The 12,455-nt window shown below is 71.7% G+C and carries 13 protein-coding genes and 1 pseudogene; 7 read left to right on the forward strand and 7 right to left on the reverse strand.

Features of this window, described 5'->3' with window-relative positions:
- Positions 1 to 190: 190 nt before the first annotated feature.
- Positions 191 to 1,657 (reverse strand): MFS transporter, encoded by a 1,467-nt coding sequence (locus tag ACZ7LY_RS17870; protein WP_471625554.1) that lies wholly within the window; start codon positions 1,655 to 1,657, stop codon positions 191 to 193.
- 182 nt (positions 1,658 to 1,839) lie between these two features.
- On the opposite strand from ACZ7LY_RS17870, the gene ACZ7LY_RS17875 reads away from it, so the two are divergent.
- Entirely contained in the window at positions 1,840 to 2,490 is a 651-nt protein-coding gene (locus tag ACZ7LY_RS17875) for a TetR/AcrR family transcriptional regulator (RefSeq protein ID WP_471625555.1), read from the forward strand.
- A 90-nt stretch (positions 2,491 to 2,580) separates the two neighbouring features.
- On the opposite strand, the gene ACZ7LY_RS17880 is transcribed toward ACZ7LY_RS17875, so the two are convergent.
- On the reverse strand, positions 2,581 to 2,778 hold the full coding sequence (locus ACZ7LY_RS17880; protein WP_471625556.1) for an antitoxin: 198 nt from the start codon (positions 2,776 to 2,778) through the stop codon (positions 2,581 to 2,583).
- A 322-nt stretch (positions 2,779 to 3,100) separates the two neighbouring features.
- Here ACZ7LY_RS17880 and ACZ7LY_RS17885 point away from each other — a divergent pair, with 322 nt between their 5' ends.
- Positions 3,101 to 4,495 (forward strand): alkaline phosphatase, encoded by a 1,395-nt coding sequence (locus ACZ7LY_RS17885; RefSeq protein ID WP_471625557.1) that lies wholly within the window; start codon positions 3,101 to 3,103, stop codon positions 4,493 to 4,495.
- Between the two features lie 239 nt (positions 4,496 to 4,734).
- The gene (locus ACZ7LY_RS17890) at positions 4,735 to 5,160 is read left to right on the forward strand and encodes a pyridoxamine 5'-phosphate oxidase family protein (protein ID WP_471625558.1); all 426 of its coding nucleotides are present in this window, start codon (positions 4,735 to 4,737) and stop codon (positions 5,158 to 5,160) included.
- A 62-nt stretch (positions 5,161 to 5,222) separates the two neighbouring features.
- Here ACZ7LY_RS17890 and ACZ7LY_RS17895 read toward each other — a convergent pair whose 3' ends face one another.
- Complete coding sequence (locus ACZ7LY_RS17895; protein ID WP_471625559.1) at positions 5,223 to 6,746, reverse strand: glycosyl hydrolase family 18 protein; 1,524 nt, start codon at positions 6,744 to 6,746, stop codon at positions 5,223 to 5,225.
- A 640-nt stretch (positions 6,747 to 7,386) separates the two neighbouring features.
- Between ACZ7LY_RS17895 and ACZ7LY_RS17900 the strand changes: the two genes are divergently transcribed.
- Positions 7,387 to 7,614 (forward strand): VanZ family protein, encoded by a 228-nt coding sequence (locus ACZ7LY_RS17900; RefSeq protein ID WP_471625739.1) that lies wholly within the window; start codon positions 7,387 to 7,389, stop codon positions 7,612 to 7,614.
- Here ACZ7LY_RS17900 and ACZ7LY_RS17905 read toward each other — a convergent pair.
- Positions 7,596 to 8,162, reverse strand: coding sequence for a dihydrofolate reductase family protein (locus tag ACZ7LY_RS17905; protein WP_471625560.1), 567 nt, complete (start codon positions 8,160 to 8,162; stop codon positions 7,596 to 7,598). The two genes, ACZ7LY_RS17900 and ACZ7LY_RS17905, sit on opposite strands and share 19 nt — an antisense overlap.
- A gap of 290 nt (positions 8,163 to 8,452) precedes the next feature.
- On the opposite strand from ACZ7LY_RS17905, the gene ACZ7LY_RS17910 reads away from it, so the two are divergent.
- The gene (locus ACZ7LY_RS17910) at positions 8,453 to 8,764 is read left to right on the forward strand and encodes a hypothetical protein (protein WP_471625561.1); all 312 of its coding nucleotides are present in this window, start codon (positions 8,453 to 8,455) and stop codon (positions 8,762 to 8,764) included.
- A gap of 111 nt (positions 8,765 to 8,875) precedes the next feature.
- Here the strand turns inward: ACZ7LY_RS17910 and ACZ7LY_RS17915 are convergent, their stop codons facing one another.
- From ACZ7LY_RS17915 to ACZ7LY_RS17925, 3 genes are all read right to left on the reverse strand, one after another.
- Positions 8,876 to 9,373 carry a nucleoside deaminase gene (locus ACZ7LY_RS17915; protein ID WP_471625562.1) on the reverse strand — a complete coding sequence of 166 codons (498 nt, stop codon included), beginning with the start codon at positions 9,371 to 9,373 and terminating at the stop codon, positions 8,876 to 8,878.
- Positions 9,374 to 9,418: 45 nt separating this feature from the next.
- Entirely contained in the window at positions 9,419 to 9,889 is a 471-nt protein-coding gene (gene cynS / locus ACZ7LY_RS17920; protein WP_471625563.1) for a cyanase, read from the reverse strand.
- Between the two features lie 122 nt (positions 9,890 to 10,011).
- Positions 10,012 to 10,680: a carbonic anhydrase gene (locus ACZ7LY_RS17925; protein WP_471625564.1), complete on the reverse strand. Its 669-nt coding sequence runs from the start codon at positions 10,678 to 10,680 to the stop codon at positions 10,012 to 10,014.
- A 122-nt stretch (positions 10,681 to 10,802) separates the two neighbouring features.
- On the opposite strand from ACZ7LY_RS17925, the pseudogene cynR reads away from it, so the two are divergent.
- Positions 10,803 to 11,705: pseudogene (cynR, locus tag ACZ7LY_RS17930) on the forward strand (transcriptional regulator CynR).
- Positions 11,706 to 11,853: 148 nt separating this feature from the next.
- Positions 11,854 to 12,264 (forward strand): hypothetical protein, encoded by a 411-nt coding sequence (locus tag ACZ7LY_RS17935; protein ID WP_471625565.1) that lies wholly within the window; start codon positions 11,854 to 11,856, stop codon positions 12,262 to 12,264.
- Positions 12,265 to 12,455 lie beyond the last annotated feature (191 nt).

Raw genomic sequence — 12,455 nt, forward strand, 5'->3', positions numbered from 1 at the left:
TTCCCCGCGCCCCTGGAGGCGGGGCTTCGCCCCTGCCTCCCCAGATAGAGGTAGCGCACGAAGTGCGCACCGAAGGGGCGCGGGGAACTGCGCGACCAGCCTGCCACCGGCCGAAAGGTGGACAACCACGCTCAGGGGCGCGGGGAACTGCGCGAGGCACCTGACGGCCCCCGCATCCGGCAGGGCCGGCTCAGCCGTGTTCCTCCACCGCGTGCGAATCGGTGAGGGTGAGCGCGCCGCCCGCCGCGATCAGGCCGACGAGAACCGCGAGCAGCGCGTAACTGATCCGCTCGCCGTGAAAGAAGGACCGTACGAGGTCAGAGCTCCAGGCCCCCGCCGGCAGACGCGTCGTGACCAGCGCGGCGATCATCGTGCCGATGACGGCGGTGCCGACGCTGGTGCCGACCTCCTGCGCGGTGTCGTTGAGCGCGGTGCCGATGGAGGTGCGGTTGGCGGGCATCGCCTCGACCAGCGCGATGGCGCAGATCGTCATGACGGTGCGCAGCCCGACCGTCATCACGACCATGCAGGCGGCGATCACCGCGTACCCGTGCGCCACGCCCCACGCGAGCCCGCCCAGCGCGACGGCGAGACACGCGGCGCCCACCAGGCACGCGACCCGGTGCCCGAACCGCTTCGCCAGCCACTCCGACAGGGGCGTGGCGAGGATCATGGTGACGATGATCGGCAGGTTGGCGAGGCCGGCCCGCACGGGGCTCCACCCGTAGGCGTACTGGAAGTGGAGGATCAGCCCGAACATCACGCCGGCCATGGCCACGGACGTGCCGATCTGGGCGAGCGCGGCGCCCCTGACCGTGCCGCGCGAGAAGAGCCGCAGGTCCAGCATGGGCGCGGGGCTGCGCCGCTCGTGCCATACGAAGCCGATGCCCGAGGCGAGGGCGCCCGCGACGGAGGCGAGCGTGGCCGCCGAGCGCCAGCCGTGCTCGACGCCGCTGGTCAGGGCGTAGCAGGCCAGGCCGATGGTGAGGACGCTGAGGGCCGCGCCCGGCAGGTCGAGCCGGTCGCTGGTCAGGTCCTCGCGGCGGTCGGCCGCGACGCCGAGCCGGACGCCGATGGCGGCGATCAGCGCGATCGGCGCGTTGACGACCAGCAGCCACTCCCAGCCGACGTGGGCGAGTGCGGTGCCGCCGAGCAGCGGGCCGAGGACGAAGCCGGACATGCCGACGACGATCATCAGGGTCATCGCCCGCATGCGCAGGGCCTGGTCGTCGAAGAGACGGAAGACGAGCGAGTTGGTGATGGGCGCCATCGCCGCCGCCGCGACACCGAGACCGGCCCGCAGGGCGATCAGCTCGCCGGTCGAGTGCACGGCCACCGCACCCAGGCTGAGCAGGCCGAACGCGGCAAGGCCGACCAGCAGCACGCGGCGCCGCCCCAGCCGGTCCGCGAGCGATCCGGCGGTGAGCAGGAGACCGCCGAACGTCAGCGAGTACGCGCCGGTGACCCACTGGAGCGCGGTCGTGCTGCCGCCGAGGTCACGGCCGATGGTGGGCAGGGCGATCGACAGCAGCGTGTTGTCGACCATCTCGACGAAGAACGCGAGACACAGCGCGGCCAGCGGCATCCAGGCCGCGCGCAGGGACGGATACGTACGGCCGCCGGCGGTACGTGTGGGGGGATCGGTGACGACGCTCATGGGAGACCTCCTCTCGAACGCCGCCGCCTGCTATGGAACGACGTTCGTTACTGGAACAGAGTTCGATAGTAGAACGTCGTTCGATGAAGAGGCAACCCCATGATTGGATGGATCCCATGACGCCCCCGCGCACGCGTTCCGCCGAAGCCCCCACCCGAGGGCGCAAACGTGCTTCGCATTCCATGGAGGCCGTGCTCGACGCGGCCGTGGCCCTGCTGGACGAGGCCGGCGGGTCCGCGCTGACCTTCCGCGCCCTCGCCGCGCGGCTCGGCACGGGCGTCGGCACGATCTACTGGTACGTCTCCAACAAGGACGAACTGCTCGACCGCGCCACCGACCACGCCATCGGCGGGGTCCTGGCCGCCGTCGACGCGCATCCGCCGAGCGAGGACCCCCTCGCGGACCTGCGCGCCATGGCCGTCATCCTCTTCGACGCCATCGCCGACCGGCCCTGGCTGTCGGCCTACTTCATGCGCAACACGGACGTGCAGGGCAACTCCCTGCGCCTGTACGAGCGGCTGGGCCGCCAGACCCTGCGCCTCGACCTCACCCCGCGCCAGCGCTTCCACGCGGTCTCGGCGATCACGGGCGTGGTCGTCGGCTCGGCGGCCGACCTGGGGGCGGAGCTGCCGGAGGAACTCGCGGACGGTGATGTCGACCGGGAGGAGTTCCTGGAGCGCTTCGCGCAGACCTGGCGCTCGCTCGACGCGGACGAGTTCCCCTATGTCCGCCAGATCGCGGACGAGTTCGCGGCGCATGACGACCGCGACCAGTTCCTCGCCGCCCTCGACCTGACCCTGGCGGGCCTGCGCCTCCAGGCGGAGGGGCAGTAGACAGCCGGGGCCGCCGCTGGACACGTCGGCGGACGACGGAGGGGCCGGCCCCCGCCGAAGCAGGGCCGGCCCCTCGGTGGAGCGGGGCGGTCAGTCCTTCTTCTCGCCCAGCTTCTCCACGTACTCCTGCGCCTTGTCGACGGCCGTGTCGATCTTGTCGCTGTGCTTGCCGTCGGTCTTGTCGTCGATGAAGTCCCCGACCTTCTCCAGACCGGAGGAGATCGCGTCGCCGTGCTCCTCGGCGAGGTCTTCTGCCTTGTCCTTGAGGTTCTTCAGCGCGTCGAACATGGTGCTGTCGGGTCTCCTTCGTGTACGTGACATCCCTGGCGGGATCGGCCCCATGATCTCACGCGGCCCTTTTGCGCGGAACGTCGCGAAGGCGGCCGCGAGGCGCCCGTACGGCGGCCAACAGGGCCCCGCACCAGGGGGATTCGGCGGCGCGGCACCCCCGCCGGGCGGCGGCACGGGACGTACGTTCGAGCCGCCCGGGCGTCGCGTGCCCATGTTCGAGCCGCCCGCGCGTCGCGTACGCGGCATCCGGACGTTCACCGCGGTTCACCTTCGGCTGGTGAGGTGAGGCGCACGTTCAAGAAGCAGTCAAGGAGTTGCCATGCCCAGACCACGCCTGTCCCGCCGCACCCTCGTCGCCGCGGCGTCCGCCGCCACGGCCGGCGCGGCCGTCGTGGCGCTGTCCGCGTCCGCGGGCGCGTTCGACTCGCAGGACCAGGCCCGGCACGCCGTGCAGGGCGGCAAGGCGAAGAACGTCATCCTGCTCATCGGCGACGGCATGGGCGACTCGGAGATCACCCTCGCCCGTGACTACACGGTCGGCGCGGCAGGCCGGCTGAACATGGACAAGTTCCCGCTGACGGGCGCCTACACGACGTACGCCGTGCACGCCGACGGCACCCCGGACTACGTCACCGACTCCGCGGCCAGCGGCAGCGGTTGGGCGACCGGCGTCAAGACGGTCAACGGCCGCATCTCGAAGACGCCGGGCACCGACAAGGCCGTACCGACGATCCTCGAACTCGCCCAGAAGGGCGGCTTCGCCACCGGCAGCGTCACCACCGCCGAGCTGACCGACGCCACGCCCGCCGTGCTCGCCTCGCACGCCACGGACCGCTCCTGCCAGGGCCCCGCCGACATGGCGAAGTGCCCCACCGACACCCTCGCCAAGGGCGGCCCCGGCTCCATCGCCGAGCAGAGCGTCAACCACAAGGTCGACGTGCTCCTCGGCGGCGGCAAGCAGCGCTTCGACCAGAAGGTCACCGACGGCGAGTACAAGGGCCTGACGGTCACCGAGCAGGCCCGCAAGCTCGGGTACGACGTCGTCACCGACGACGCGTCTCTGAAGGCGGCCAAGGGTGGCAAGCCGCTGCTCGGCCTGTTCGCCCCCGGCAACGTGCCCACCGAGTGGACCGGCAAGGGCGCGGCCCTCGGCGGCACCGCCCCGCAGCGCTGCGTCACCGCCAACCCCAACCGCCCGGCCGGCACGCCGAACCTCGCCGACCAGACGACGAAGGCGATCCAGCTCCTGGGGGCCAAGCAGAAGGCCGGACAGAAGGCCGGGCAGAGGTCGAAGCACTCCAAGAAGGGCTTCTTCCTCCAGGTCGAGGGCGCCTCCATCGACAAGCAGGACCACGCGGCCGACCCGTGCGGCCAGATCGGTGAGACCGCCGCGTTCGACCGTGCCGTCGCGGTCGCCCGCGCGTACGCGGCCAAGCACCCGGACACGCTGGTCGTCACCACCGCCGACCACGGCCACTCCAGCCAGATCGTCCCGCTGGAGGCCAACCCGCCCGGCCTGTCCTCGACGCTCGTCACCGACGAGGGCCAGCAGCTCAAGGTCAACTACTCGACCAACACGCCCGGCCAGTCGCAGGAGCACACCGGCACCCAGGTCCGTATCGCGGCCCAGGGCCCGCAGGCGTACCGCGTGCTCGGCGTGACGAACCAGACCGACCTGTTCACGACCCTGCGCACGGCCCTCGGCGTCCACTGAACGCACGGCTGCCGCCCCGGAGTTGACGGCCAGTCACCCGGAGGTACGAGGCATGCGTGTGAGGCGCGCTGAAGAACGCCGCCCGTGCCGGGAGACCCGGTGCGGGCGGCACTCGCGTCTCCGGGGCCCGGCCGACGCGCCCACCGGGGGCGGAATAGTACGGGCGCCGGCGGCCTTGTCCACGATGCTGGACCGAACCGCCCGCAGACATGCCCGCAGCATCGTGAAGGAGCAGTTCCGTGGCCCTCAGCCGTGAAGAGCGTGAGCAGTTTCTCGCCGAGCCGCACATCGCGGCCCTCTCCGTCGACGGGGGCGAGGGCCGGGCCCCGCTGACCGTGCCCATCTGGTACCAGTACACGCCCGGCGGCGATGTGTGGATCCACACCGGCAAGAACTCCCGTAAGCACGAACTCATCGAGAAGGCGGGCCGGTTGACGCTCATGGTGGACCGCCTGGAGCCGACCGTGCGCTATGTGTCGGTCGAGGGGTCCGTCGTCTCCACGGTCCCGGCGGGGCGCGCGCATCTGACCGAGATGGCCTCGCGGTATCTGCCGGCCGACAAGGTCGCCGGATACGTCGAGTTCGCCGAGGCCAACCACGGCGAGGGCGTCATCATCACGGTCCGCCCCGAGCACTGGCTCTCCGCCGACCTCGGCAACGTCTGACGCACCGACAGGAACGGCCTGCCGGACCGTGATCGGTCCGGCAGGCCGCGCGGGGCGGGGGATCAGCAGGCGCCGAGGTCCTGCCAGACGCCCCACTCGCCGGTGGTCCCGGGCTCCTCGCCCGTCGTCCACCACTTCGCCTTCCACGTGTGGCCCTTGTACGAGACCTGCTGGCCGCCCGTGTAGACCGCGCCCGACGACCAGGGCGCCGCCGTGCACTGGCTGCCGCTGCCGCCGGTCACGGTCAGCGTGTACGTCGCCGAGTGCGCAGCGGACGGGCTGGCTCCGCTGACGACGAGCTGGTAGGTGCCGTCCGCCGCCGCCGAGGTCGTGGCGACGGTCAGCGTCGAGGAGCCGCCGGCGGTGACCGAGGCGGGGCTGAGGGTGGCGGTGACGCCCGCCGGGGCGCCGCTGACCGTCAGGTTCACGCTCTGCGCGCTGCCGGAGGTGACGGCGGTCTTCACCGTGGCGGTCGTGGACGCGCCGGCCTTGACCGAACCGGAGGCGGGCGAGGCCGAGAGCGAGAAGTCGTTGCTCGGCGCGGTCGAACCGCTCGTGAACGGCGCGAAGATGTGCGAGAAGTCCCAGGTGTTCTGCGCGATGCCCGAGCAGGTGTCGCTCGCCGCGCCGCCGGGGCAACTGCCGTTGTCCCGCTGGAGCGCCCAGAAGGAGATCAGGTTGATGCCCTTGCCCGTCGCCCAGGTGTAGACGTCCTTGGCGTCGGCCAGGGTGAACGTCTCGGCGGGGCCGAAGTCGTCGACGCCGGGCATCTCGGTGATGCCGATCATGCCCCACAGCTCGGCGGCGCTCTTGGCCGGATAGAGCTTGGCGAGCTGGTTGTACAGGCCCTGGGCGGCGGTCTTGGTGTCGGCCGCCATGTTGTGGGTGGCGTTGTCGTAGTAGTCGAACGTCATGAGGTTGACGACGTCCACGCGCGCGCCGTTGGCGACGGCGTTCTTCAGCACGGCGAGCCCGCTGGCCGCCGGGCCCGTGGCTGTCGTCGGCAGGGTGTAGGAGATCTCCAGCTTCCGGCCGCTGGCGGCGGCCCAGTCCTGGACCTTCTTGATCGCCTTGTTGCGGCGGTCGATCCCGGCGGTGTTGTCGAGCGAGTCGACCTCGATGTCCATGTCGAGGCGCGGGATGTCGTAGGTCGTCACGACCTTCTCGTACACGGCGGCGATCTGGTCGACGTCCGTACAGCTGTCGGCGATCTCGGTGCCCGTGGTGTCCGCGGTGTAGCCGCCGAACGAGGGGATGACGTCGCCGCCGCGCCCCTGGATCGTCTTGATGTCGGCGCCGAAGGACGAGGCCGCGACAGGCAGCGTGGTGTCGCCGTTCCAGTAGGCGGTGCAGGAGCCCTTGGTGGCGGTCTGGAGGAACGCCATGGTCAGGTGCTTGGCGCCGGACTGCGCGCTGAGCGCGGCGGGGCTCTCGCCGGTCCAGGACTCGAAGTAGGGCGCGAAGACATGGGCGGGCAGCGGGGTCGCGGCCTGGGCGGGGGCGCCCGCGACGGCGGTGAGGCCCAGGGCGGCCACCGCGGTCGCTGCGGCGGTGACGGCGGCACGGAGGGAGCGCATACGTCTCATGGCCATCCAAGAGGTGAGGCGGCGTCAACTCAGCTGTGACGCACGGGAGATGTCTTACGGAATAGCCCTGTCCGCAGGAGCATGTCAATGGTCTGTACCAAGTCAGGACTAGACCAATTTGCGGGCGTCCGGCGGAACGGAACACGAGCCTCCGGCGTCTGGGCGGCGCCCTCGCTGGTCAGGCCCGGCGCCCCGGCGCGCCCCCGCCCGGCCCCGGCGGAACGGGACGTTCGAACCACGCGCCCGGAAGTCGTCCTGTATCTCAGCCCCGCGACCGTCGCCGGGTTCCTGCTGGTGTGCCTCGCCATGGCCTCGGCGGGCGCGCTCTGGCGGGCTGAGGCGCGCACGGACGTCCCCGCTGTCACCGCCCGGGCGCTGCTGGTCTGCTGCCTCCTGCTCGTGTGCGTCGCGACACTCCTGCCCGACCAGCCGCTGGGCAGCGGAGGCTCCCGCTACGTCAACCGGGTCCCGGGCGAAGGACTTTGGGGGAGCGAGATGAGCACGCTCGGCATCGGCGACATGGAACGCGGCATGATCCTGCGGCTCCAGACGGCCAACGCCCTGATGCTGGTCCCCCTCGGCCTCCTGTACGTCTTCGCCGCGCGCCGCCCGCACCCGGGCCGGGCGGCGCGCGGCCGGGCTGGCGCTGAGCCTGTTCATCGAGGCGGCCCAGTACGTCATGGACGCGGGCCGTACGGTCGACGCCGACGACGTCCTCTTCAACACCCTCGGCGCCGCGACCGGGGGCCTGCTCGGGCACCTCCCGCACCGCCTGCTGTGCCGCGCCGGCCGGCCCCGGCACGCCCGGCGGCGCGCGGGACGGCCCCCCGCCGGCGGATCAGGCGGTACTCAGCGCACGGTCTCGTAGCAGCTCAGGACCACCCCGCCGGGGAACGTCCGCGTCCGCGTCAGCCGCAGCCGCACCCAGCTCTCCAGCGCCGCGAAGAAGGGCGTACCGCCGCCCACAAGCACCGGGTGCGTGACGACCGCGTACTCGTCGATCAGCCCGGCGCGCATGGCGGCCCCGGCGAGTGTCGCGCCGCTGATGGTCATCGGGCCCCCGTCCCCGTCCCGCAGGCGGGCGATCTCGGGGACGGCGTCGCCCGTGAACAGGCGGGCGTTGCCTTCGACCTTGTCGAGCGTCGAGGAGAACACCACCTTCGGCGTGTCCCGCCAGGTCCGCGCGAACGCGATCTCCGCGGGCGTCGCCTCCGGCCGCTGATCACCGGTCGGCCAGAAGGAACTCATCGTCTCCCACACCTTGCGCCCGTACAGCGTCAGCTCACTGGCCTGCTCCCTCTCCAGCCACCACGCGAACAACTCCTCGCCGGGCGGCCCGCTCCACCCGATGTCGTCGCCGGGCGCGGCGATATAGCCGTCCAGGGACAGATTCATGCCGTAGATCAGTTTCCGCATGGCCGGCCTTCCTTCGCTGGAACCCGAAGTATGGACCGCCCCACCCCGCAGAACTCATCGGCACGCGCCGCGCGGGCGCCCTCGCTCCCGTACGCCGCACTCCACCGCGCCGCCGGGGCGCATCTGGGGTGGGGGCGGCTTCGCGGCCCGGGCCGTACGGCCGATCGCGCCCGTGACGCCTCCGCACGCCCCCGCCCGTCCACCTGTGGGGGATGGGCGGCCTCCGCCGATCCCGGAAGGATCAACTCCGGGTACCCGCTCGGCATTTACCTTCCCCCACAGGAGGCGCAATGAGTGACACCGGAACCTTCGAGTTCTTCGTGCTGAACCTGACCAACCAACCCCTGACGGGCACGGTCTCCTGGCACGGAGCCGGCCGCAGCGTGGACATCGACGTCAGCGGCCTGGCGCCCTGCGCGGTGTCGCGGCGCGCGGGCTTCTCGCCCGAGCGCGGCCGCGACGACATGTGGAGCTGGAGCGAGCGCGGCAGGCGGTACCAGTTGAACTGCTTCGACGGGGACCGCTACGTGGTCGTCACCATCAGCGACTACGGCATCGGCGTCCTGCCCACCAAGACCGCGCCCGACACCTGGGCCTGGTAGTCGCCCCCCGCGCACACACGCGTCGCGCCCACCGCACGGGGGAGTGTGCGGTGGGCGCGACGCGTTGTGTCCGGGACAGCGCCTACGGATCAGTACGTCAGGATCAACGGGTCAGGCGGTCGGGGTGCCGGGGACGTGGCGGTCGCCGCCGTTGCGGTCCTGCCACAGTCGGTAGACGTCTACGGCGGCGTCCCGCTCGTCGTAGCGCATCGGCAGTCGCCGCTCGTCCCAGTTCTTCGAGAACTCGTCGTAGAAGGTGGCGAGTTCGAAGTACTTGCGGTCGTCGACGTAGTGCGGCTCGTACGCCTCACGGGTGGTGAGGAAGACGACCTCGTCGGGCGAGCAGTAGTACAGCGAGCCCAGGCACATCGGGCACGGGTGGGCCAGCACATAGATCGTGGTGCCGGTCAGGTGCTCGGTGCCGAGCTTCACGCACGCCTCGCGGATGGCGAGGATCTCGGCGTGTGCCGTCGGATCGTTGGTCTGGGCGACCTTGTTGGGGGACTCGGCGATGATCTCGCCGTCCTTGACGATCACCGTGGCGAACGGGCGGCCGCCCTCGGCGACGTTCTGCCGGGCGATGTCGATGGTGCGCTGCGCGAAGTCCATGGATTCCTCCTTGGGGGAAGCGGGTGCGGCGGTGAGGGGCCCGGATCAGAAGGGCTTGAGGGGCAGGTACTTGCCGTCGAGCGTGATCACGGCGCGCTCGCCGCCCTCGGGGTCGGCGACCTTCTTCACGTCCAGCTTGAAGTTGATCGCGGAGATGATGCCGTCGCCGAACTGCTCGTGGACCAGCGCCTTCAGCGTGGTGCCGTACACCTGGAGCATCTCGTAGAAGCGGTAGATGGTCGGGTCGGTCGGGACGCCGCCGGGGATCGAACCCCGGGTCGGGACGGTCTGGAGCAGCAGGGCCGCGTCGTCGTCCAGGCCGAGCAGCTCGGCGACGGCCTTGGCGGACGCCTCCGGCAGCGGGTGCTGGCCGAGCAGCGCGGCGGTGGTGTAGGCGACCGACAGGCCGGACGCCTCGGCGATCCGCTCCCAGGTGAGGTCCTTGCGGATCTTCGCCTCGACGGCGGTGGCGGCCAGCGCCTCGCGGGCGGTGGGGTCGAACTGGGCGTGCACCATGACAGGTACTCCTTCTACGGTGATGCCGGTCCCGAACGGTAGGGGTGAGGCCGGCGGATTCTGGGGTGGGGGCGGCCCGCGGCGTGCCGTGCCGGGGCGCGAGGGACAGGGCCGGGCGGCCGTCAGGCGACGAGGGCGGCGTCCCGCGCGGGGGCGTCGGCGTACCCGGCGGCGCCGGTGTTCTCGGCGGCTCCGCCGGCTCCGGCGTTCCCGGCGGGGGAGAGGGCCTCGACCTGGCCGGAGCCGATGTCGAAGACCCAGCCGCGCAGCGTCACCCGGTTCTCCGCGAGCGCCCGGGCGACGCAGGGGTGGGTGGTCAGGTTCGTGAGCTGAGCCCGGACGTTCTGCCGGACAAGCGCGCCGACCTTCTCGGGGCCCGCCGCCATGCCCGCGGTGCGGGCCACGGCGGCGTCGGCGTGCCGCAGCCACTGCGCGACCGTCGGCGCCCCGGACAGGTCATGGCCCTCGGCCAGCGCGGTCATCGCCCCGCAGGCGGAGTGCCCGCAGATCACGATCTCGCTGACGCCGAGCACGCTCACCGCGTACTCGATGCTGGCCGCCACGCCGCCCGCGTGGGGGGAGTAGGCGGGGACGAGGTTCCCGGCCGTGCGGATGACGAACAGTTCGCCCGGCTCGCCCTGGGTGATCAGCTCCGGCACGACCCGCGCGTCCGAGCAGCCGATGAACAGGGTGTGCGGCTGGTGATGCGTCGCCAGTCGCGTGAAGAGGTCCGCCTTCGCCGGGAAGACCTCGCGCTGGAACCGCGCGACGCCCTCGGTGAGGTCCTGCATGGTCGCTCCCTTCGGTGGCTGTCAGCCCCGGAGGCCGACAAGGACAACCGTGCACGACCTGCACCTATAGTGTCCAAGAGTTGCTGCCCATCTCTCCTATAGATCGCATCTATAGTCTGGGTATGGCCACCTTGGAACTGCGTCACCTGCGCTATCTGCTCGCCGTCGCCGAACAGGGGAACTTCACCCGCGCCGCCGAGGAACTGCACATCTCCCAGCCGACGCTCTCCCAGCAGATCAAGCAGCTCGAACGCACCGTGGGCGTGCAGCTCCTCGACCGCACCGGCCGCTCGGTCCGGCCCACCGACGCGGGCGCCGTCTACGTCGAACACGCCCGCCGCGCGCTGCGCGACCTCGCCGCCGCCGAGCGCGCCGTCCACGACGTACGGGACCTCTCGCGCGGGCATCTGCGGCTCGCCGTCACGCCGACGTTCACCGCGTATCTCGTCGGGCCGGTCGTCGCCGCGTTCCACGCCCGCCACCCCGGCATCACGCTCACCCTCACCGAGACGACCTAGGACCGTATCGAAGCGGACCTGGCCGCCGACGGACTCGACCTCGGCATCGCCTTCGCCGGCGCCCATCTGCCCGGCATCACCGCCACCCCGCTGTTCACCGAGACCCTCAGCCTGGTCACCGCCGCCCACCCCGCCGACGCCCCCCGGACCCTCCCCGTACGCCACCTCGACGACCGCCAACTGGCTCTGCTCAGCGGCGACTTCGCCACCCGGGGGCACATCGACGCCTACTTCGCCCGGCACGGGGTCCAGCCCCGCATCACCGTCGAGGCCAACTCCATCCAGGCCCTCACCGAGATCGTGCGGCGCACCCCGCTGGCCACCGTCCTGCCCGACGCCCTCACCCACGACCACCCCCACCTCGCCCTCGTCCCCCTCGACCCGCCCCTGCCGACACGCACCGTCACGCTCCTGACCCGCGAGGGCGCCTACGAGTCCGCCGCCGCCCGCGCCTTCACCCGCCTCCTCCACGACCACGTCACCGGCCGCGCCTACAGCCCGGCTTGACCCGCCGCAGCGACGACCCGGACCGCGTACGGGACCACGTACGTGCCTACGTACGACCTGAGAGGTACGCGCGGCCGGTACCCAAGGGTGACATTTCCGCCCATATGGCCGTGATGGGCTGGAGGGCATGAGCAACAGAGGTGGTTGTGTGAGCGCGTTCGCCAGGACGATCGGCGTGGGGCTCGGGCTCCTGGTGATCGTCGGCGCCGTGGCCGTCGTCTTCAGCAACAAGGTCAACCTGACGGGAACCGTCTACGCCATCAGGTACGAGGTCGACTCCACCGGCGGCCGTCCGGTCTCCGTCACGTACCAGGAGACGAAGGGCCGCTACCCGTGGCAGGACCGCTCGGTGCGGGAGAGATCCGTCGAGTCGCCGCGCGCGGGCTGGACGAAGGACGTTCTCGTCCTGGAGGACAAGGAGGCCAAGGTGACCGTCGTGCCGGCGCGTGGCGGCACCGCGACCTGCCGCATCCTGCTCGACGAGGAGAAGACCCTGTCGGCGGGCAAGTCGCCCGCCCCGGGCCGCCCGGCCGTCTGCACGGCCACGCCACCGTCCTGACCCGCCGGCCGTCCCGACCCGCCAGGAGTGCCGTCCCGCCAGGAGTGCCGTCCCGCCAGGAGTGCCGCCCCGCCCGGCTCGCGGCGCGCCGACCAGCTCGCCCGGCGGCCGAAGTCCGGTGGCCGGTTGTGGCTTGCGGGCGGGTAGGCGCCCGCGCGGGGCCGCCCTAGACTGCGACCGCTCCGACATCC

The sequence above is a fragment of the Streptomyces sp. NPDC107550 genome, assembly GCF_055639095.1.